This window comes from Methylophaga sp., from assembly GCF_965655755.1.
Lineage (GTDB): Bacteria > Pseudomonadota > Gammaproteobacteria > Nitrosococcales > Methylophagaceae > Methylophaga.
In genome coordinates, this window is the sequence record NZ_CBFHHW010000001.1 from 127,921 (window position 1) to 150,091 (window position 22,171).

At 45.6% G+C, this 22,171-nt stretch carries 20 protein-coding genes; 9 read left to right on the forward strand and 11 right to left on the reverse strand.

The window, feature by feature from the left end; all coding sequences use genetic code 11:
- Positions 1-127: 127 nt before the first annotated feature.
- From ACTF5U_RS00660 to ACTF5U_RS00695, 8 genes are all read left to right on the forward strand, one after another.
- Positions 128-430: a hypothetical protein gene (locus tag ACTF5U_RS00660; RefSeq protein ID WP_438969695.1), complete on the forward strand. Its 303-nt coding sequence runs from the start codon at positions 128-130 to the stop codon at positions 428-430.
- A 2-nt stretch (positions 431-432) separates the two neighbouring features.
- Positions 433-855, forward strand: coding sequence for a hypothetical protein (locus tag ACTF5U_RS00665; RefSeq protein WP_438969696.1), 423 nt, complete (start codon positions 433-435; stop codon positions 853-855).
- Between the two features lie 88 nt (positions 856-943).
- Positions 944-2,992, forward strand: coding sequence for a hypothetical protein (locus ACTF5U_RS00670; RefSeq protein WP_438969697.1), 2,049 nt, complete (start codon positions 944-946; stop codon positions 2,990-2,992).
- Positions 2,955-4,094: a hypothetical protein gene (locus ACTF5U_RS00675; protein ID WP_438969698.1), complete on the forward strand. Its 1,140-nt coding sequence runs from the start codon at positions 2,955-2,957 to the stop codon at positions 4,092-4,094. Before ACTF5U_RS00670 ends, ACTF5U_RS00675 begins: the two co-directional genes overlap by 38 nt.
- A gap of 9 nt (positions 4,095-4,103) precedes the next feature.
- On the forward strand, positions 4,104-4,661 hold the full coding sequence (locus tag ACTF5U_RS00680) for an RNA polymerase sigma factor (RefSeq protein ID WP_438969699.1): 558 nt from the start codon (positions 4,104-4,106) through the stop codon (positions 4,659-4,661).
- Positions 4,654-5,223, forward strand: coding sequence for a hypothetical protein (locus ACTF5U_RS00685; RefSeq protein WP_438969700.1), 570 nt, complete (start codon positions 4,654-4,656; stop codon positions 5,221-5,223). Before ACTF5U_RS00680 ends, ACTF5U_RS00685 begins: the two co-directional genes overlap by 8 nt.
- Positions 5,220-6,782, forward strand: coding sequence for a S8 family serine peptidase (locus ACTF5U_RS00690; protein WP_438969701.1), 1,563 nt, complete (start codon positions 5,220-5,222; stop codon positions 6,780-6,782). The genes ACTF5U_RS00685 and ACTF5U_RS00690 overlap by 4 nt, the downstream gene beginning before the upstream one ends.
- A 97-nt stretch (positions 6,783-6,879) precedes the next feature.
- Positions 6,880-7,053: a hypothetical protein gene (locus ACTF5U_RS00695; RefSeq protein ID WP_438969702.1), complete on the forward strand. Its 174-nt coding sequence runs from the start codon at positions 6,880-6,882 to the stop codon at positions 7,051-7,053.
- A gap of 76 nt (positions 7,054-7,129) precedes the next feature.
- On the opposite strand, the gene ACTF5U_RS00700 is transcribed toward ACTF5U_RS00695, so the two are convergent.
- From ACTF5U_RS00700 to ACTF5U_RS00720, 5 genes are all read right to left on the reverse strand, one after another.
- A complete protein-coding gene (locus ACTF5U_RS00700; protein ID WP_438969703.1) occupies positions 7,130-7,885 on the reverse strand; it encodes a hypothetical protein in 756 nt (251 codons plus the stop codon).
- Between the two features lie 125 nt (positions 7,886-8,010).
- Positions 8,011-9,996 (reverse strand): TonB-dependent receptor, encoded by a 1,986-nt coding sequence (locus ACTF5U_RS00705; RefSeq protein WP_438969704.1) that lies wholly within the window; start codon positions 9,994-9,996, stop codon positions 8,011-8,013.
- 111 nt (positions 9,997-10,107) lie between these two features.
- Positions 10,108-10,659: a hypothetical protein gene (locus ACTF5U_RS00710; protein ID WP_438969705.1), complete on the reverse strand. Its 552-nt coding sequence runs from the start codon at positions 10,657-10,659 to the stop codon at positions 10,108-10,110.
- Positions 10,616-11,356 (reverse strand): hypothetical protein, encoded by a 741-nt coding sequence (locus tag ACTF5U_RS00715; protein ID WP_438969706.1) that lies wholly within the window; start codon positions 11,354-11,356, stop codon positions 10,616-10,618. The genes ACTF5U_RS00710 and ACTF5U_RS00715 overlap by 44 nt, the downstream gene beginning before the upstream one ends.
- Positions 11,357-11,437: 81 nt before the next feature.
- Positions 11,438-11,785, reverse strand: coding sequence for a winged helix-turn-helix domain-containing protein (locus ACTF5U_RS00720; RefSeq protein ID WP_438969707.1), 348 nt, complete (start codon positions 11,783-11,785; stop codon positions 11,438-11,440).
- Between the two features lie 257 nt (positions 11,786-12,042).
- Between ACTF5U_RS00720 and ACTF5U_RS00725 the strand changes: the two genes are divergently transcribed.
- Positions 12,043-14,988: a DUF748 domain-containing protein gene (locus tag ACTF5U_RS00725; RefSeq protein ID WP_438969708.1), complete on the forward strand. Its 2,946-nt coding sequence runs from the start codon at positions 12,043-12,045 to the stop codon at positions 14,986-14,988.
- Between the two features lie 37 nt (positions 14,989-15,025).
- Here the strand turns inward: ACTF5U_RS00725 and ACTF5U_RS00730 are convergent, their stop codons facing one another.
- From ACTF5U_RS00730 to ACTF5U_RS00755, 6 genes are all read right to left on the reverse strand, one after another.
- Positions 15,026-16,111 (reverse strand): mechanosensitive ion channel family protein, encoded by a 1,086-nt coding sequence (locus ACTF5U_RS00730; protein WP_438969709.1) that lies wholly within the window; start codon positions 16,109-16,111, stop codon positions 15,026-15,028.
- A gap of 226 nt (positions 16,112-16,337) precedes the next feature.
- Entirely contained in the window at positions 16,338-17,741 is a 1,404-nt protein-coding gene (locus ACTF5U_RS00735) for a TonB-dependent receptor (protein ID WP_438969710.1), read from the reverse strand.
- A 192-nt stretch (positions 17,742-17,933) separates the two neighbouring features.
- Entirely contained in the window at positions 17,934-18,539 is a 606-nt protein-coding gene (locus tag ACTF5U_RS00740; protein ID WP_438969711.1) for a DUF2238 domain-containing protein, read from the reverse strand.
- An 84-nt stretch (positions 18,540-18,623) separates the two neighbouring features.
- Positions 18,624-19,004 carry a thiol-disulfide oxidoreductase DCC family protein gene (locus ACTF5U_RS00745; RefSeq protein ID WP_438969712.1) on the reverse strand — a complete coding sequence of 127 codons (381 nt, stop codon included), beginning with the start codon at positions 19,002-19,004 and terminating at the stop codon, positions 18,624-18,626.
- A complete protein-coding gene (locus ACTF5U_RS00750) occupies positions 18,994-20,784 on the reverse strand; it encodes an ABCB family ABC transporter ATP-binding protein/permease (protein ID WP_438969713.1) in 1,791 nt (596 codons plus the stop codon). Before ACTF5U_RS00750 ends, ACTF5U_RS00745 begins: the two co-directional genes overlap by 11 nt.
- 257 nt (positions 20,785-21,041) lie before the next feature.
- Positions 21,042-22,061 carry a GGDEF domain-containing protein gene (locus ACTF5U_RS00755; protein WP_438969714.1) on the reverse strand — a complete coding sequence of 340 codons (1,020 nt, stop codon included), beginning with the start codon at positions 22,059-22,061 and terminating at the stop codon, positions 21,042-21,044.
- Between the last annotated feature and the right edge of the window lie 110 nt (positions 22,062-22,171).

Here is a 22,171-nt window from a genome sequence, read left to right on the forward strand (position 1 = left end):
GTCTGACAGTCTGAATAAAGACTTTATCTATTTGAGCTCACGCCCCACTCTTACTTGATTTCTAACCCCTCCGGTAATCTCTCCAAAGCGTACTTATAAAAAAACCTTGATTATATTATGGATTTTTATGATGATAAAAATACCGATTATTTTCAGTCGCTTACATTTTATCGAGGCAAATATAAAAATATTTGAACCAGAGAGAGACTACTTACGACTCACCTGTTACACAACAGTATATTCGGTTATTTATCGTGAAGAAACGAAAATGAAATTAGTAAAATCTCAATCAATTCGCGCCAGTATTGCCTTCGGCCTTTCAGGGTTATTTCTGTCTGCTGTGGTATCAGCAGTTCTGCCCCCCCATTATGTTCACTCAGTCACGCTTGCGACTGATCAGGGAATCAACACTAATTTGGTGGTACATTAAAAATGGCTCGGTCAATAAACACATTGACGCCATTCAAGTGCAAGCCACAATCTAACCTGGCAATCGGTTTAAATGGCCATGTTGGCTGTGAAGCACACAAGGATATTGCGTTTGAAGAAGCGCGTGCTGGCTTGGGTCCGGGCGAAGTCGACCTCTACTCTTCGTCATACACACCTAACGCAATTAGTGGCAAAGGACAATCCAGAATTACTGAAGCGGGTAATTTCGATAAGTGCAGTGTCCAGCTGGCTCAGATTCAGCAAGGTCACTATCAGCAAAATGGTTCTGGTGAAGCCAAACAAGATCCATCATGGATTAGCCCGACCCAGGTCAAACCTGTACCAACATTTAAACCTGACAGACTGCAGGCGGCAGAAAAAGACAGCACGCTCAGATTGCAATTAAAAGCAATTCCGCAACAGTAATGGCAAGAAGCTATTTGAACTTGCCTTGTTTGACTTCAATCAGTGCACTCTTTATCGGGTGCGCTGGTTTTTTATGTGAGTGAGAATCATGAAGACCAAGCTATTCTTATACTGTCCGGCACTATTGATGCTCCTGTTTACAACGTATGTCAATGCACAATGGCAGGCCGATCTGATTAAAGATGGTAGTCGCGGTCATCTGCTGGTGGTTGATTTACCGGAAGATATCGATATCAACACGCTGGCGCGGCTGGCAGTAGAACTTGACGGCATTGATATCACAGCAGCAATGGGATTTGAAGACGGTGACTTTACCTACACACCACTTGAACCGTTAGCGTCTGGCCCGCATCTGCTAAAGCTGGTTCTATTGGCAGAAGAAGGTCAGCAAGTTATTCAGCAATGGCATTTTGAAACCACTCAAAGGCAAGCTGGCTCGGCTGAAGCAGGGCAGGAAATCAGTAACCGTCAGCTTGATGCGGCTGAGAGCTGGTTACGCTCTGGTCATTTCAACTCCGATAACAGTGTTGAACTAAGCCAGCGCTATGCTGATCACAACACCCCCTCTGATACCCGACACTTTGTGATGTCGGGCGCAGGTTTGACTTCAGGTGCTGTGCAGGGAGATAACTGGGAAGTCAGTGCTCGGGCCAATTATTTTCTTCAATCAGAGCAGGATTTGAGCCTGACGGGTAATTCGCTGGATATCGGTGAGTATCAGCTCTCCGCCAAACGTCAGGATGATTGGGGTGAGACACGCCTTCGGCTTGGAGATCAAAGCCTGGGATTGAACTCTGCTTTGTTATCCCCTTACCAGCGTCGTGGTGCGTCACTGCAACTCACTGACGCCAATGAACGGATTTCCACTCAGATTTTTGCCCTGCGGCCGGATGCGCTGGTAGGGGCGGATCATTTTACTGGCTTATCCGAGCCGGAGAGTCGTATCGAAGGTTTCACCGCCAGTGTGAAACCGTTTTCAGCAGATGCAGAAGCATTAACGGTGACGACAGTTTATTACGACGGCGAAGGCTCAGCGACTGGTGCCGGTATCAGTAATGGAGAGTCTTTAGCGGAAGGGCGTGGATGGTCGCTGGCTCTGGATAAAAATCTTTTCGAAGGCAAACTGTCTTTGTTCGGCGAATATGCCCATGCCAGTTATGACAGCGATGGCGATGCAGGAGCTGCTGAACGTGAGAATAGCGAGGCCTACACCTTTTTGATGGAATCGTATCCGTTTGAGGATTTGAGATGGCATGAGCAGCCGGTGGACTGGATGTTTGGGCTGCGTTATGAGCGCATTGATACCTTTTTTGCCAGTCTTGCCAATCCCGGACTAGCTGCTGACCGGGATGTGACCTCTGCCTACAGTCATCTTTATTGGAACCGCTTTTCGGCCAATCTGCATCTGAGCCATGAAACCAACAATGTCGATGACCTGACAGGACTACCTACCGACCGGCTCAGAAATGCCAGTTGGAGTAGCACTTATGCGTTTGAGCAACAACAGGACGGGCTGGCCTGGCTGGGTTCACCGTATTTGCAGTTCAGTGGTTTTGTCGCTCGTCTGGATCGAGAAGAGACACCAGACAACTATCAGGGTGTTGAAACCGATAATGCCTCCAACTCTGCCACCGTTAGCGTAGGCAGCAATTATCAAAGAAGCTATGTCAATGCGGCCTATACTTGGTCAGAGTTTGAAGATCATGCCGAAGTCAGCTCCGACACCGTCAGTCACTTCATCAGCCTGGGTGGCGGCTGGCGGCCCAGCGACAGACTGTCTTTTAATACGGATGTTCAGTACGGCACCTTTGAAACCCGCCTGACAAGGGATAAGGCCTACACCACCAATGTGAATTTCGGGGTTCGGAGCCTGCTGATTCCAAACAAACTGGATTTTGCCCTGAATTATAATTTGAACCTGGCTGGCGGCGACAACGACTCACCTGATAGACACCTGTTGAATGCTGAACTCGGGTGGACTTATTTGACAGCATCTAAGAATAATCCGGGAGTGGCTTTTGTCCTTCGCGGTGCATTGGAGCAATATCATGGACATGAACAAACTACTTTATACGAAGATAACTATCAGGCTTTTGCAATTGTACGGATCACAGCGCCATTTTCTGGTCGTCGCTAGTCTGATTCTCTTGGCCGGGCTGCTTCACAGCAATCCGGCGAACGCCGATGTCAACAGTGTCACCGCCAGTCCGGCTTCGGTCACTGTGCCGCTGGGACAAACGCGTCCGGTGACTATTTCCTGGCGGGTGAACCGTACAGAAACAGTTTCGGTTGGTGGCCCCTTCACCCGGTTGGTTAGTTCGCCCAGTGCATCGCTGATTATCAACGGTGCCACGGTAGCGAATATCGCCGGCAGTCTCTCCACTACATCTGTATTGCCATCAGGCGGAACCAGTACGGTGACGTTGACGGAATCTATCATTCTGAGTCCTGGACAGTTACGTTTACTCGCTGATAGTGCGGCTGGTAGCGCCCGTATCGAACGGACATTCAGTGACACCCAAACGTCGGGAACAGGCTCGGTTAGCGTCTATGCCGGCAGTGCCGGTGTGGGGGAGCTTACGGTCAGACGGATTGATCTGGCTTTCCAGAATGCGGCCCGTTCTGAGGTCGTCAAACAGGATGAAAGCCTCTTTGCCGTCGCCGATATTGCCTTTTCAAGTAGTGGTGTTTTGCGAGGCGAATGGCGGCTGGTAGACCCCAGCACTAGTCTGGGCAGCCAGTCCGGCAGAGTATTACAAGTAGTTCGTCAGAGTCTGTTAAGTGCCGGGCAGGGCAGAACCCGTATTACCAGCCCTAAACTTCCCACCGACCGCAGTGGTCTGCATCTGCTGGCCTTTGCTGTGGAGCAGGATGGCGCGCAGATCGAGATTCCGGTTTTGCGTTACTTTGTGATTGAGAAAAGCGGTAAAACGATTGTGGAACCGTTCCCAATGAGAACGTTGACACCGGCAGCGGATGCCTCACTCAGTGAACAGACTGTATTTGCCTGGCAGCCGGTAGAATCGGCCACTGCGTACCAGTTGGAGATTTTTGCCACCGGAGAAGCGCAGCCTTTGACTGGAAAACTCGTCCCCGCCTCTGAACAACAGCTCAGCCTGTCTGCGATGTCACTGGACTGGTTAGAGGACAATACGCAGTACCAATGGCAGGTGAGAGCGCTCGGCAATCAGGGGCAACTGCTTGCCATTTCAGCGAAACAGCCAATCAACATGCCTTAAGGTGCTGGTATGAGAGATGATTTGGCGATTCTGAAGCAGATTGCTGCTGGAAACCAACAGGCGCTGGCGGAGTTTTACCGGCTCTATGAATCTCGCCTGTTTCGTTTTATCTGTAGCAAAATGCCGGATCAATTTGAAGCCGCTGATCTTGTCAATGAGGTATTCCTTGAGGTTTGGCACAAAGCGGCTGACTTTCAGCAGCGGTCAAAGGTATCGACTTGGCTGTTCAGTATCGCCTATTTCAAAACCGTTGACCGGCTTAGAAAAACACGGCCTGAAGCGTTATCTGAAGAAGCACTGGATAAACTGGAAGATGACTCGCCGGCCTCTTTGACCTGCCTTATACAGGCAGAACAGGCAGAGCAGGTTCGACATTGTGTCAGCACACTGAAACCGGATCACCGGGCTGTGATGGAGCTGACGTTTTTTGAAGAAATGTCATATCGCGATATCGCGACGATCGTTAACTGCCCGGAAAATACGGTCAAAACCCGGATGTTTCATGCCAAACAAGCGATTAAAAAATGTTTACAAAGACTATTGGGCGGAGGACTACATCATGAATGATCCACTAAGTCGAGAAGATATTGAGTTCTTGCTGCCTTTTTATGTGAATGGCTCGCTGGAAAGTGACGAAAAAGAGCAGGTCGAACAGGCGCTGGAAAACAATCCATCATTAAGAGAAGAAATAGTATTTCTGAGAAAGCTCCAGCAAGAAGTGAAGACCATACCCGCTGCCAATAGCCCGGGTGAAATGGGACTGAAACGTTTACAGCAGCGTATAGAACCACGCAAAAAAAATAGTCGTGCCACGCAGGGCTGGCGGTTGACGGCTGTAGCGGCCTCCTTCCTGCTGGTCGTGCAGACGAGTGTAATGATGTTATCACCAGGGCCGGATGGTTATCAGCAAGCGGGTGGAGGGCAAACGTCCCAATTGTTACTGGTCACTTTCGAGCCGGAAACAACGGAAGTGGAAATACGTCAGTTGCTTTTGCAATATCGACTGAGCATTGTTGAAGGCCCATCGGCGATTGGCATTTATAAACTCTCTGCGACAACAAGACCAGATGCAATCCTGGACCGTCTGCAACAGAGCGATGTTATTGAAACCGTTCAACTGAATCAATGAAGCCATTAACAGCCTGTTTGCTGCTTACCATAACACTGTTGCCATTTTCTGCCTGGGGTGGCACTGCTGACCCGGCAGGCAGGCCGTTGCCGCCACGATCCTCTGAACCATTACCCGCTACTCTCTCTCAAGAAAGAGTACAGCCGGGTGAGGAAAAATCAGATACCTTGATACCGGAGAGGCCTATTCAGGCAACAGGGGCATCACCTTTTCAGTTAACGTCTTCAGGCTGTATTGCAGGCAGACACTTTTCAGTGGTTTCCCAGTCTGGATCTGCTTCGAAAAGCCAGGAGTGGTATTTGAAAGTTCCGGATGCGATGGTGCTGCTTAAAAAAAGCATTGAGAGTTCGGAACAGCTTACCTTAACCGTCCCTGATACGGTCACGCTTCAACCAATGCAGCGCTATCCACTATATTTCAATTCAATGTCACAAGCTTATTCAGGTCTTGAGGTGTTTTTCTGTCCTGAGACAGGGGCGGCTTCAACACCTCGCCGCAAGGGTGAGCTGCTCATCCTTATATCGCACTCTGAAAGACAGGCTGTTCTTCAGCAATTGCAGAAACAAAGGCTGACGGTCATAGAGGACTCCCCCTTTATGGGGAAAAAACATTTGTTGACTATTCGTGTCGACAAGGACGAACATAATTTATCGCAGCAGATAGATAGTCTCAAACGTCATTTTCCGGGATTGATTGTTGATTATAATGACTTTTACTTTCAGGCTGAACGCGCCCGACTCTATGCACGTGATGCGTTGAATTGGCCAGAGAAAGCGTGTCTGAAGACACATTCTGGAGCGATTAAGGTCGGCATCATAGATGGTGTACTCGATCATCAGCATCCGACCATTGCTGACCATGCTGTCATCAGCAAACGCTTTGTTGATAAGGCTGCTTCAGAAACCGAGCATGCCACAGCCATTGCGGTCATCTTGGTCGGCGAGTCAGAGAATAAATATTTGAAGGGGCTGATACCTGAGGCACATCTTTTTTCGGCAGAAGTTGTTGAGCCATCGACAGATGGCGATGCGGCAAGTGTTTCTGCCATTGTGCAGGCGTTGAACTGGCTTCAAGAACAGGAAACTCGGCTGGTCAACCTATCGTTATCAGGTGATCGGCCTAATATTGTGCTGCAAATGGCACTGCGTTACGCCCGTCATCACGGTATGTTGGTTTTTGCCGCGGCCGGTAATGAGGGATATAGACAGCAGCCAGCTTATCCGGCAGCCTTCGAGGAAGTGTTTGCCATCACGGCTGTTGATGCTGCATATCGTCTTTATAACCTTGCTAACCAAGGCAACTACATTGATTTTGCTGCACCTGGCGTCGATCTTTGGACCGCTTCTAGTGGGAAAAAGGGTCAATATCGTTCAGGTACCTCTTATGCTGCGCCGCATGCGCTGGCAGTGGCGAGTGTGTTATTGCAGATTAATCCAGCCATGTCTGCCGATCTGCTTTATGAGAGTTTGCGACAGTTGAGCAAAGATTTGGGCTCAGAAGGCCATGATCATGTGTATGGATGGGGATTATTACAGTATCCCGAATATGTATGTGAGTAAGAATCTAAAACCATTCAGGCTCCTTTCTGATAAATTATCAGCAAGCGCTAACAGATCTTTAGTGGCTTTCTTATAAATCGTTGAAGGAAACATACTGATGGATAAAACGACAATAACCATTGTTGCCGTTCTAGTTCTAGTTGTGATTGGCTTTGTCTTTAAAAAGCTAATCAAACACGAAGAAAAGAAAAATGATCCTAACCTGTCAGAGCCGAGAGACTCTAATACGCTACCAGGCAATCAAGGTGTTAAGGATAAAACATCTAAATAGCATTAAAATCGCTATCTCAAAAGCTTCGATATCTCTCCTGATATCGGAGCTTTTAGAGGCTTTCCCAATTCTTTATTCAATTATGTCTTGCCGCCGGCCACCAGAGTTGGTGTTCAGAATCTGGCATGCGAAAATCCACTACTTGAGCTTGAACGGCATTGCTTAACAGATAGCTTTCCAATTTTTTTGCACCTGAGCCATTCACCTGAGGAAAATGCTCAGCACTGACTCGGGTAATAGCCATCACCCTTTGCAATGAAGGATCAGCACTGAACAATATTTTCATGTCTGTCTCATGTGTTTGTTGGAACTTAAGAAAGGGTACCGCCCCCCAAATCACGTAGGCGTGTTGTTTTTCAGCAGCCTTAATGGCTTTGCTTTTACTAACACCTAAGTTGCGATACCACTTTCCATCAAGCTGTTGATCCGCTACTGTGCTGGTTAATGCAACAAGTTCGGAAATACCTTGATTATTGTTAGCAATGAGCGTTTGCTTACTTTCAGCAATCGCCCGAAAGGCAAGACTCAAACTCGCGCTGTCAGCTACATGCGCAGGATCGTTTTTGGGTCCAATCAACACGGCCTGATTTGAAAACACCATTTTGGGCCATGAGCCATATCCTTCAGATACAAACTCAGCCATGCCGGCCTTGCCGTAGTGAGCAATAATCAAGTCAGCTTCAACTGAAAGGGCTCGGGCAAACGGATCATCATCACTGTGAATTGTTACCTGTATTCCAGTTTGTCTGCCAAAATCCGTTAATAAATGCTCGAGCAAGCCGCTGTCAAAGGGAGTGTTGACGACAGCAAGACGCACGGCATTCTCAGTCAAGGAGGGTTGATGTTTGCAGCCACTAAGCCACATTATCGCTGCTACTATGCAAAAGCATTTAACATTATTTGACCAACGATTATTCAGACTGGCTGTCATTGACGTGGCTCTCTGCTTAAAGTCATTTAATTCCAGCGAATATTTAATCCAGAATAGATGAATCTACCTGCTTGTGGAAAACCATAGCTGGTTTCATATTCTTCGTCGAATAGGTTTTCAACACCAACATAGACGTCTGCAGCATTACTGGGAAGAGTGTACTTGAGACGCATATTTACCAACTCAAAACTTTCTAATTTTTTACGCGCAGCACCATTAAAATAATTTTGAGAGCCCACTTTCGTCACGTCACCGTTCACCTGCCAGCTCGGTGTTATTTGATAAATCGCTTGAAGTGTTGCTTTGTGGGTCGGACGATACTGTAGCCGGTCTGTCAGAGCATCAGCGGACTTATCCTCAGCATCCAAAAAGCTTAATCCTGCCCGCAACAAAAAGTCCGACGTCACATTATAGCTTCCAGAAATATCCACACCTTTGAATCTTAATTCATCACGGTTTTCATATATATCTGTCGTTTCATCACGTTCAATAAAGTCCTTGATGTCTGACTGCCAAAAGGCAATATCCAAACTTCCTTTTCCCCATCGGTTTCTGAGGCCAATTTCATAATGTGTGGCCCTTTGAAAGCCTAAGCTTGGGTTACCTGAGCCTTGTTCATAAAGTTGTCTTATTGTTGGGGCATCAACTTTGCGAGCAACGGTGCCATATAGGTCGGTTATATGGGTTAATGACTTACTCAATGACAGCTGAGCGCTGGTTGCTGTTTCATCATTACCATCACTGATTCCCAGTTTATGGTGACCTACGCCGATTATTGCCGTCACGTCATAGGGTAATGGTTGCGTCACCTCAAATGCGTAGGATTCTACGTTCAGATCTTCATCAGTCACGGTCAAATCATAGGGTGAAGATGGGCATGTTGATGCGCCGCCACCGCCACCGCCACCGCCACCACCGCCACCACCGCCGCCACCGCCACCACCGCCGCCGGAGATGTTGCATTCGAGACCATTTTCATCATAGTTCTCCTTACGGTGATCGATGCTAAAGGCGATTTGGGTGGCAGTTTCCGGTAGCAGTCCAGCGAGCTGGCTATGAAAACCTCGGACTTGTGTTTCTTCATTTCGACGAAAAGTCTTATTGCTACTGATCGTGTTTAAAGCGAGATCATCATAACTGGCAGAGCGTTCTTGTAACTGATTGTCAAAAAACCATAACTTACCTGTCCAGTTATCAGTAAAGTCATAGTTTGCACCAACTTGAATGGCGTAACCATGTTGTGACTCAACACGCTCAAATCTAGCGCGTTTGGCAAAGTCATCTACTTTATTATCAAGCGTGGTGGGCGGTTTTCCATACGCTCCTTCCAGATAGGTAGCGAACATGCCAACGGTTAATTTATCTGTGAGGTTACGGTAGTAACTTAAGACAAGATTTTCGCGGCGATTGTCACTATTGTTACGCTCATCATTGTCCTGAAAGTTATCGGCATCAGTAGAGAGTGGGCTAGAAAAGGCGTTAGAAAGAGAAAACGCGTCACGATCACGTACACCATAGCCAAAGAAAAAATCCTGATCCGCATCACCGTAGCCAACCTGACCATTTGCGAGCCAGAAGTTATCACTGCCAAATTCAACTTTAGAGGCCGCCTTCAGACCGATACCGGTGGCCCGGGTTTTGATGTCGATCACGCCAGCCATCCCACCATCGCCATAAAGTACGGATGAGCTACCCACATTGAGATCCACTCGTCCTATGCCAAAGGCAGGAATAAGACTGGGGTCAAACTGTCCGTCAAAAGTAGAGTTAAACGGCACACCATTTACAAGCAACTTGATTTGTCTGGTTCGTAATCCTCGAATATCCATACGGGGTGTTCCATCACCACCATAACGAACGTTGAGACTGGGCACTAAACGTAAGGCATCCTCAAGGCTTCTTGCGCCCATGGTCTCTATATCTTTCTGTTTAACTTGATAATGTGTTCCCGCTTCAGGAGCCGAGTTAATGACGATATTTGATAATTCGTAGACGGGATCGTCTGCTGCCATTACAGGAGCGAGAGAGCTAACCGATAGTGCTAAAAAACAGTTCGATATATTTTTACAAATATATCGATGCTTAAATGTTTTGATTTTATCTTCCACGAGAAACCTCAGGGATTAATGTTGAATTTTTTTCAGACTGCGCCAGGCCATAAAGCCAATCAAACCGCCCACGCTGCCGAAGATGAAATGGGTTAAAAAGGGATAAGCTAAACCGTGCCGGAACGAGTCAGTCTCAATACCAGCGAAGGCGATGAGGCCGATTTTTAATAATGGTTTGAGCATATGAACCATGCCGACCATGAGTGGCAATAACCAAAGAGTAAGGGCGGACCGTGATAAAGGTTTATACAGAAGATCGATAAGTATGCCCTGACTTAACACTATCATTGCCACAGTTGGGTTATCACGCCAGATTAATGCAGCCAGTAATCCACCTGCACCGGCTAAGGTTCCGCTATAACTGAAGGGTGCCGCACAGCGAACAAATACCAGAATCGCCATTAAAGTCAGACCCTGTCGACCCGGTAAGTCCAGACCATAACGAAAACTTTCGTGCATTAACATGGCGATGACACCCGATAAAAAGATCAGGCCATGTTTTGTGATGTTAGAGCTGAACAGTTCAGAACTGTCTGAGATAACTCTTTGCAGCAACTTGCCATGCATCTGCTTTTCCTTCATGTGGTTCGACAATCAAACAGGGTTCTCCTCCAAGCCATACTGCTCGGGGCCACGTACCCATGTCTATTTGTGATGTTTCATCAAGCAAAGTCTCTCCATCATGACTTTGCACTAAGGCTATATCTGTCGATTCAAACAGTTGTTTCAGTGTCAGAGTCTGTTCAACATGGTCACGCATGCCCGCCAGCCACAGTAGACGTCCATCAATGCCGGAAGCGCATAAAGAGGCCCCAGCCAGTGCGCCAATTAAACCGTCTTTTGTACCAATCAAGCCATGTAGTCGGAGTCCATGCTCAACAGCCAGGTTTTTTGCCATCGCCTGAGTAACTACACGATGTTTGCAGAGAATGCCAAACTGCATTAATGACATCGAGAAATCTTGTTCGGGTAATAAACAAAGACCTGCATCTGAAGCTTCAGCACTGTTTTCTAATAGATAATCGATACAAAGGGATTCAACAGTATCCAGATCACCTGCATTTTCTATGACGAGGCAGGCAGCACTGTTATGTGAGGTGAAGGGAACAAGCGGACTCATGAGGAGCTGGTGGCGGGTGACATAACGACATGATCCAAGCTCTCGTTCATTGATACTGTTACACAATGCGCGGGCGTGATAGCCCGTACCTCTGCTGTCGAGATTATCCGTGTCGTCAATACCAATAAAAAGTCGCGTAGACATCGAAAACTTTATATATAGAAATACCCGAAGTATTCCATCATATATATCGATAACTGTAAATAACAGATAACGATCTCTATGTTATGAGTTTATTAAGTCGGTGATTGCGGCAACGTCCTTTTCAATTGATGCTTTCGCTTTTGATTCTATATGTCGATAGTGTTCTAAAATAGATTGACCGAACGCTGTTACTCTTGCGCCACCGCCATGGGTCCCACCTCTGGATGTAGTGACCAGAGGTTTTTTAAAGTTGGTATTCATTGCATTCACAAGATCCCATGAACGCTTATAAGACATACCCATTGAGCGCCCAGCGGCGGTGATAGAACCATGGGTGATGATTGCGTCGAGCAGATCGGCCTTACCAGGGCCGATAGCCACTATGTCGTTATTGTGAAATCTGATTTTGATGCTGACTGATTCGGCCATGTAAATTTCATATTATTGGTGACAGTTGGACTATAGCAAAAAGCCAAACTTAAATATGCAACAATGAACCTATTCGGGAGACGGTAGATAAAGCCAGTCGCCACATAAACTATCTCATTGACGTTATAGAAACTCATAATGTGAGCTCAACACGCGACAGAAGTGATGATTTTATTGCCTACTCAAGACGCGTTGTTACACTCCAGTGCGTGAGTAAGATAAACTGAATCTATCGACTTCTTGGATTACCGTTGAGAATGAATTCTTTCAAAACGACGTTACTGAAATACAAACGACTCCTCATTGGGCTAATCAGCATTGTCATTCTTTATACGCTGTTGGGCTTTTTTTTCGTACCCTGGATAGCTGAGAAGCAGCTTGTGACAACGTTGAAAGAGCGTCTTGATGTTCAAGCCTCAGTAGAAGAAATAACATTTAATCCATTCACTTTTCAGTTGAACGTCAATTCACTTGAGTTAGCTGATGGCAATCAAGAGCCATTGGGGAGTTGGGATACGTTGTATATCAATCTTCAACCTGCCCAGCTTGTTAAACGCGATCTCACCTTTGAAAAAATCAGCATTCAATCGCCGAAATGGCATTTCCGCCGTTATAGCGAGTCAGAAAACACGCTAACCCGATTAGCCAATAACTGGAATCAAACCGCTGAAAAAGAGGCCTCTGAAACGACTAAAGTGCAAGAAGATGAGGGTGATAACACGCCTTTTCTGACGGTCAGAATCAATGATTTTGATTACACTTCAGGGGAACTGCACTATCGTGATGATGTGCCTGCAGAGAATTTTAAGACGGTACTGAGTCCAATCAATATTCATTTGACAGACTTTTCGACCCAGCCCGGCCAATCAGCGACCAATGAGCTAGTGATTAATTTGGAAAAAGATGCTGAGCTGACGCTCGATGGGAATGTGATCTTGTCACCTTTGCATCTGGATGGGCGGATGCGTCTGAAAAACTTTAGTTTGCAGACGCCGTATCGTTATCTGAGTGCAGCGTTACCGTTTGAGCTCAATAACGGCCGCCTGGATTTAAACCTGGCTTATAACGTCGACGTTAAACAAGGTGATGCCGATATTGATCTGAGTGAGATCAGTCTTCAATTAGCGGATTTAAGTATTCAAAAGCCCGGCGAGGATGCTGATCTGCTTGACGGAAATCAAGTGAAGATCACTAACGGTCAGTTCGCCTATCCGGAAAACCAGTTGAAACTGGATAAGGTCTTGCTGGATGGTTTCGACGTTTCGGCAATACAAAACAAGCAGGGTGAACTGAACTGGGTTCAGATGTTTGCCGATCAGAATTCTGAGTCTGAAGCCCCATCACAAAATGATGACGCAACACCATTCTTGATTGATATAGCCGATATCACTATTGCAAATACACGTGTTAATTTAAACGACCAGCTACCCGAAAAACCGGTTAATCTGTCATTGGAAGTGTCAGCGAATATGCAGAATTTTAGTCTGGAAGCTGATAATCGCATGCCTTTCAGTTCCAGCATCAGTCTGGCATCAGGCGGAGACATTGATGTGCAGGGGAATATGCAATTATTTCCCGAGTTTGCATTGCAATCTGAATGGGGTATTGAGCAACTCTCATTATTACCAGTGCAGCCTTATCTGAATCAGTATGCGTTTATAGAACTGATCAAGGGTAACGTTGATTCAAACGCCACGATAAAGGTTGATCAGCAAGACCCCTTCGCCTTTAATGGGGATTTGGCGCTCAACACAACACAACTGGATAATCAGAAACTGGATGAGAAGTTACTCAGTGTTGATAAGCTGACGTTGAATACCATTGATTTCTCGCTGGCAAAACGCTCGCTCGCTATTTCAGAAGTGATTGTCGAGCAACTATACAGTCGTGTTCTGGTAACAAAGGGAGGCGAGACCAACGTCAGCTTACTGATGAAGCCGCTGCCAGAAAACAATGAACCAGAACCCGAGACAGAACAATCTTCAGCATCACCAGGTTTTGCCATTTCGGTGGGACGTGTTGCATTTAATGATGCCAGTTCACAATTTACTGATCAGAACCTGCCCATTGTGTTCAATGCCAATATGCACAAGCTTAATGGCGAAGTCAGCGGCTTCTCTACCGCATCAAAACAACCGGTAGATCTTGATCTGGAAGGACAGGTCGATGAGTTTGGTCTGGTAGAAATCAATGGGTCGCTCAATCCGCTCAATGTGAGCCAACAAACCAAAGTCAATTTAGCTTTTAGTAATCTCGACTTGCCGGATATGAGCCCGTACACCATCAAATTTGCCGGTCGGGAAATTGCAGAAGGGCGGGGTGATATTGAGTTAACTTATGAGATCGTTGAAGGTGAATTGGATGCCACAAATAGCGTTGTTATCAGTGATATACGCTTGGGTGAGCGAATTGAATCACCTGATGCAATGGATTTGCCTCTGGATCTCGCGATTGCGCTGTTGAAAAATAGCGATGGCGTTATCGACTTGAGTATCCCCGTCTCTGGTAATGTGAATGACCCGCAATTCGATATGAGTTCTGTTATCCGGGGGGCAATTGCTAATGTGTTAGGCAATATAGTGACCGCTCCATTTCGCCTTTTGGCTAACCTCATCGGTGGCAGTGATGATGTAATAGACAATATTCGTTTCCGGCCCGGTCGAAGTGATCTGTCGCCACCGGAACAAGAAAAGCTGCTGAAGTTAATTGAGGCATTGCAGCAACGGCCACAGCTGGCCCTGCAAATACCAGCACCTTTCGCCCCTTCAGCAGATGTCGAGTCGCTGAGACAAAATAATGTAGAAGATCGCATTGACTACCTTCTCACACAAACAGAATCAGACCAACAACTGGTGCTGAGAAAACAGGGTGTTTTAGAACGTCTTTACGCAGCAGCATCACTCAGTCCTGAAACTGAGATATTGAAACAAGACATGATTGAGGCGAGTAAGACAGAACAAGCACCAGAGGGTGAGCTGGATGATTTAGCCTACAACGCCAAGCTCAAGAAAGCGCTGATTGAAGCGGAGACGGTCACTGAATCGGATCTTAAGGCACTTGCACTTGCTCGTCAGAAAAGTGTGGTTGAGTTCATTCAGGAAAAGGGTGGATTGAAAGCAAACCAGATTCAAACGCAGGATGTTATCTCCGAACAGGCGAAAGAAGGCTGGCTAACCATGAAGTTTGATTTGGACGCTTTGTGATTAAGTGACCGCATAAGGTGAAGCCGTAGGCGTTTCATCAATCATCAACGGACGTGATGGATGATGCTTTGTGGGCTGATTCCTGATCATAGTTGATCGCCCTGATGGGATAAGGAATGGTAATGCCTTCCTCTGCGTAGCGTTTGTGAAGTGCTTTAATAAATGCAGACTTGATAAAGAAGCGATTAAAATATTCCTGCGCGCGCAGCATGACGGTGAAGTTAATGCTGGAATTATCAAAGGTGTGAAAAACAACAAAGGTTTGATAATCCGATACTCCCCACTTGTGTGATTTCAGGATCTCGCGAGCTACTTCCAGTGTGACACGTTCCACATGCTCAAGGTCGGAGTTGTAATGAACTCCGACATCCACCGGAACGGAAAGCTCTTTTTCCGGATAGTAATAATTGATCAATTTTGATTTTGATAACACGCTATTGGGGATGATCACCACGTTATTCGGTAACATCCGTATCCACGTCGTCCGCCAGCCTATTTTGACAACAAAGCCCTGCTCTGCTGAATCGAGTTCAATGAAGTCACCTACTCTGATGGGCTTATCAATCACCAGCTGAATACCGGAAAAGAAATTTTCCAATGTGGGCTGCAGTGCTAGTGCCAACGCCAATGAAGTGATGCCTAAAGAAGCGATGACTGGTGTAATCGAGATTCCGATAGTGCTGAGTATGATTAAGAGCCCAATTCCAAGCACCATAATATGCGTTAGGCCCTGCATGATGCCTTTGCTACTTTTGAAGCTGATATTTTTATCAGCGTAGCGGCCCACGAAGCTGGAAATTAGCCTGTCTATGAGCATCACTATGGCTACTATCAGGACAAGTTGGGCGATCGTATTGAAAATAGTGGAATTGATCTCGACGCCATAATGCAAAATCAGCTGTTCAAACAGCTTTACACTGAAAGCCAAGAAAAACAGCGTTAAAGGGAATTTAACCGCCTTCAGTATCACGCTTGTCAGAAAGAAGTCTTTCTTCTGTGTGACCTTAATCATATGTCGAAGGATAATGCGCTTTATCAGTTCAAGCGAGATGAAAACACTGAATACTAAAAGCACAATTATTGACCAGGTAGACAGGTTTGGTAACCATTCGGGAATGCTCATCGGCTAACCTTTAATGCGTTCACATCATATAGTTATGCAGAAGTCATGCCCTTGATAAAACAAGCCCAAAACTGAGCGCTACCAATCATTCAAAGGAAAGAGTCTTTCCAAGTTTTTAATTTCAAGTGACATTTTGCACGGCTTATTAGCAAGCCGAACCAAATAGGTGCGTTGAACCGGGCTTGTCCGTTACGGCGGTGGTGTGAATTTTTAAGCTAAAACAGCGTCAACTTTTGTATCCGAATAAACGTTGCTCTTTAATCTTCTCGGCAACCACATCGGGTACCAGCGCTTCCCACCCAGACTCATTGTTTAGAATCATTTTCAGCACATCGGGTGAAAAAATATGCAGATACTGTTCATTGTATTCTTCAATCTGCTCGATAAAGTTGCCCTGTTTTAGGTATTCATAGATATACTTCTGTGAGTTGTGCACCTTAAGATCGGCAACCTTGAACAAGCTATTCGTTTCTGCATCTTTATAGGGATAGATATACAGTTTGACATTATTTTTGAAGAGTCGGCCAAACCCTTCAAGAATGCCGCCCTGTAATGACGAATAGTATTCTTCGTTAAACAGATCAATCAAGCTGTGAGCGCCCATCGTCAAACCAATTCGACGCTGTGTATAGCGGGATAGGTAGGTCGCCAGACGGTAGTATTCCGGATAATCAGAAATCATGACTGTGTGACCGGCTGCTTCCAGCACATCTGCCCGGCTGAGAAAATCCTCTAAATCGATACTATCGCCGCCAGTGTGTAAATTATGCATGGTGATTTCCATGATAGAAATCGTCTCTTCAGGTGATGAGTCATCCTCTGCTTCGAACTGCTTTCGGGCGGCATTCAGCATATCGATATTGACATGCGTCACTGGGCGGAAACGGCCACGTTCAACTAATACATTCTTTTTACGTAAATGTTCGGAAGGCTGGAGCACTCTACCATCAGCAGAAAACATGGCGGCATCGCTCAGGCCGAGTTGTACCAGTCTTAAACTGATAATGCGGTTATCGACATGCATGAACGCATCGCCATGAAAGTCCACCATGTCGACTTCAATACGATCTGTAGTTAAATTATCCAACAGCGATTTCACCAGCATATCGGGGTTGTGGTGGCAAAAGAGAGCACCGTAAATTAAGTTGACGCCGATAATGCCCAGCGCTTCCTGCTGCAGTGAGTTTTCATTATCCAGCATTCTTACGTGAATAATGATCTCACTGGGTGCGGCATGAGGTTCGACCTGAAAACGAATGCCCAGCCAACCGTGGCATTCATTGGTGCCATGATAATTTCGTGCAGAGACGGTATCAGCAAAGGCAAAAAACGCTGAGCTGTCGCCGCGTTGCTCACTTAAACGCTCTATATTCAGGTCGTACTCAAGGTCAAGCATGTCCTCAAGACGTCCACGGCATACATAGCGTGCCGCTTTACCGTATATGTCATCGCTTACTTTCATATCATAGGCCGAGATACTCTTGGCGATCGTGCCTGCTGCGGCACCAACCCGGAAGAACCAACGCACAACTTCCTGACCCGCGCCAATCTCAGCAAATGAACCATAGCGAACGGGATCGAGGTTTACTTCAAGCGCTTTAGCACCTGTCGATAGATGTTTGTTTTCCATAGAGCACCATTGATAAAAGAGTGTGGTTTAAGCGTTAAGACTTCATCAGAAGTGGCTGATAGCAACATTGCTCGACAGCTCTGACGATTATTTTTCTCAAGCGCGTTGTGTAACTGTGACTGACATAAAGACTATTAATTCCGACGTTGAGCGAGCACCAGCAGCCGTTTTTATCGCGGTTACGATAGATGGCTAATGTTGGATTTTTCCATAAAAAAGGTAAAACCCGAGTACGGCGAATAAAGCACCACCAAAATTGAACACAATATCGAGCACTGTATTGTAGTAACCGCCCACGCCATTATCTGGCACGGTTAACACAGCAATAAATTCGAGAATTTCATTGATTGCACCGACACCGAGAGAGGCAGTAACCGCGATAAAGCCGATAAGTAACTGACTATGAGTGTTACCAAAGTAGTTTCGAAGCAAATGGAGAAATAACAAAGCTACAACGGCATACAGGTAGGCATGGACGACCTGGTCAAACTTAAGGATATAAAACTCACCACCTCCATCAAACAAGGCGATCATCCTCCATGTGTAGAGCACGCCATCAGTAGTCTGAATGCTGCCTCCCATCATGTGCAGGAGACCCCACAGTGAAATACCAGCCAAGATATAAGTTGGGATCCTGGTCTTGTGGAGCGTTCCGTAAAGCAGGCTAAAAATAAAGACGATCACGCCGACATAGGCGATAAATTCAATATTCAGATTACGGATAAAAAACACCGCAAAGGCAGTTGTGTAAAAGGCAGTGAATCCCAGCACGGCTTTTTCTGATGTCGATAAGTTCATACTTAAAAGTATAGCATTTCATGATCTGAACAAATGCTACAGTCAGGCAGATCAGTCTGGCTTGGGGTATTTGAGTTGAATCTTTTAATTGCGTTTTAGTTTCAGGCGATAATGAGCGAAAACTTTGTACAGCTTTTCAAGCCATTTTCTAACCACATTATGTTTGCTTACCATGTTGGCTAGGCGATTGTAAAAAGGTAAGTGTTGCCAGAGAGATAAAAAACCATCCACGCCAGTACGCATTCTTTTCTGCTGCTTATCGAATACATGCATGCTGCTCATGCATTCATCGTAGCTGATACCGTATTGCTCTAGAGCATGTCTGTTTTTATTGATATCTATCCACTCAACATGACCACTTTTGTCGAGTTTTTTCATTAAATTGGTTTCGATACGACAAACCGGACAATCGCCGTCATGAAAACAGGTTACTTTGTAGGGTGATTTACTGTGATTATTTGTCATCTTGTTTTTGAATATCCCACAGTTTACGGTAGGCACCGTTATGGTCTAGCAGTTGTTGATGACTGCCTTGCTCTATTATCTTTCCATCACTCATGACAACGATGACATCGGCATCTATTATCGTCGAGAGTCTGTGGGCAATCACCAGGTTGGTCTGTCCGTAAGAAATTTCTCTTATGGCATCTAAAATAATTTGCTCTGACTCGCTATCCAAAGACGAGGTTGCTTCGTCAAATACCAGAATCGGAGGCCGCTTGAGAATCGTTCTCGCGATTGCAACACGCTGTTTTTCACCCCCACTTAGCTTTAAGCCTCTCTCGCCCACAACGGTCTCAACGCCTTGCGGGAGACTTTTTACAAAATCTGCTAAATGCGCCATCTCGATTGCTGCCATCACTTCTTCATCCGTAGCCTCAACTCGTCCGTAACGCACGTTTTCCAATATAGAATCATTAAACAAAACGGTATCCTGTGGCACGATTCCTATCGCATTACGTAAGCTTTGCTGGCTTACTTGCCGAATATCCTGACCATCAATTTTTATGCTGCCAGACGTGACATCGTAAAAACGAAATAACAGTTTCACGAGCGTAGATTTACCGGCACCGCTACTACCGACTACAGCAACCTTTTGCTTTGGCAATAGCTTAAAATTGAATGACTTAAGTATGGGATGTCTATCTTTGTAGTTGAAGTTAACTTGATCAAACTCAATGGCACCATCACTGACAATTAATGGTTTGGCATCCGTTGAGTCAGCGATTTCGGGTTCTTTATTGAGTAAGTCAAACATGCGTTCAATGCTGGTGATTGCACCTTTAAGTTCCCGGTACACATAGCCCAAAAATCCAAGAGGAATAAAAAGTTGCATCGTAAACGCATTGATCAGAACAAAGTCACCGATGGTAATTGCCCCGTTGATTACCTGGCTTGCAGCTAAAATTGTCATGGATGTCATGGCCATAGCAATGATGAGTGCCTGGCCGCCATTGAGTAAAAATAAAGATAAACGATTTTTACGACGTGCTTGTTCCCAGTGGGCTAAGTCACCATCGTAACGATTAGCCTCAAACGCTTCATTACCAAAGTATTTGACTGTTTCATAATTCATTAAGCTTTCTATCGCCCGGGTATTACTTGTCGAGTCCGCCTGATTGGCTTCGCGAATGAAGGATAATCGCCAGTTCGTGACGACGACGGAAAAAATGAGATATAGAAATATGGCTATTAATGTGATGAAGGCAAATGCTGAATTGTAGTTAAAGAACAACACGCCAATCACCATAGCCAACTCTAGCAGTGTGGGCACTATATTAAACACCATGATACGGAGTAAAAAGCCAACACCGGTGACGCCCCGTTCGACATCGCGTGATAAGCCACCCGTCCGGCGGTTGAGGTGAAAGTTAAGTTCTAATGCATGTAAATGCTCAAACACTTGCAAGCCGATTCTTCGCATTGCCCGTTCAGTAACACGGCCAAATACCGTATCCCGAAGTTCGCTGAATAGTGTGGTGGAGAAACGGGCAATACCATAAGCGACCAGTAGCCCCAGTGGCATGGCTATGGCCATGTCAGGCAAAGACTTTGTGTCTATCCCGTCGACGATATGTTTGAGGATAAAAGGAACAGCCATTGTCGCGAGCTTGGCCAGGATAAGACACAGCATGGCAATGATTATGCGACGACGATACTCACTTAAAAATGGCCATAGTGACTTGAGCGTCCGCCAGTTTAGAGGTGTTGACTCAGCCTCAGCCGATAACATTGTGCCTTTCATGATTATCCCTGATGGGTTTTATTTTGAGTTTAGTTAATACCTTGTGCGATGAAATTTTCGTCATGCTAAAACTCAAAAGACTAATGACAAGTCGAAGATAAATAATCTTTTTTGGTGGAAATATGGGGTAGAAATCAAAACGATGTAGGCAAGAGATGCTTCGGATGGGAGTTGGGAGTAGACGCGTTACGCCCACAAGGATGAAGCAATTATATTGGCGGTAGCTGCTTGTTTTCGAGATAGAGTTGGGGGAAAAATCAGTCAAGCTCTGAAGCTGCTACAACCGCATTTTTACCGCGCTTTTTTGCCTCATACATTGCCTGGTCAGCCCTGGTAAGAGCTTCGGTCAGACCCTGTTCAAGAGCAACTTCTGTCACACCGAAACTGGCTGTTAATTTTGTGCTGAGATCGTCGATTTTTAATGTGTTAACTCTGAGACTCTGTTGTATTCTGGTTGCAAGTTGATACGCGTCTTTGCCTAACGTTAAAGGCATAAAGATAGCAAATTCTTCTCCACCTAAACGCCCTAAAATATCATTACTGCGCTTATGTTTTGCTAAAAACGTACCAATCATTGAGAGCGCTCTATCGCCATTCAAGTGACCATGTGAATCATTAATTTTTTTGAAATCGTCAATATCAATCATCATTAGTGAGCAGGGTTTTTTATGTTTTATATGGTCTTTTATTTCTTTATTCACCCTTGCTAAGAATTCTCTTCTGTTTAATGCTCCAGTTAACTCATCAACAGACGCTAATGTCATTAGACGTGAAAATTCACCCGACATGGCTACTGACTTTGCCAAAAACTTCAAGTTTTGCTCGATGAGATTTTTGAGATGTAGCATGAGTCCATGATGAGTCTGGAAACCACTGATTTCTTTGGTATCAAAAATACATAACGTGCCAAAAATATCGCCATTGGGCCAGAAAAGCGGATAGCCTAGATAACTGTTAAGCCCTGCTTTCGCGACGAGTTTATTGGTTTTCCATGTCTTGTCGTTTGCAGCGTTTTTAATTAATAGCTCATTTTTATACTTAATGACTTCTGCACAAAAGCTGGTGGGATCAGGCAGTTTCAGTGAGGTGTTTTTCAGGGAAGGTAATTTACGGCGTTCTTTGCTGATTAGAAAATGCAGTTCGTCATTCTGAACATAGGTGATGCATACCATAGGAACATTCATTGTCTCGGCAATGATTTCCCCTATGGAATCCCACTGACTAAGTAGTTCTGCATCAAAAATTTCTTGGAAAACAGTTTTATGTAGATCGGACATTCCCTGCTCCTTTCATATTAAGTATGAGACTATCCTAATATGTGAGGTGTGTCACACTTTTTTGTGGAGGCTAGAAAAGTTCTTCGTGTGTGAAAAAAGCTCCTTATCTT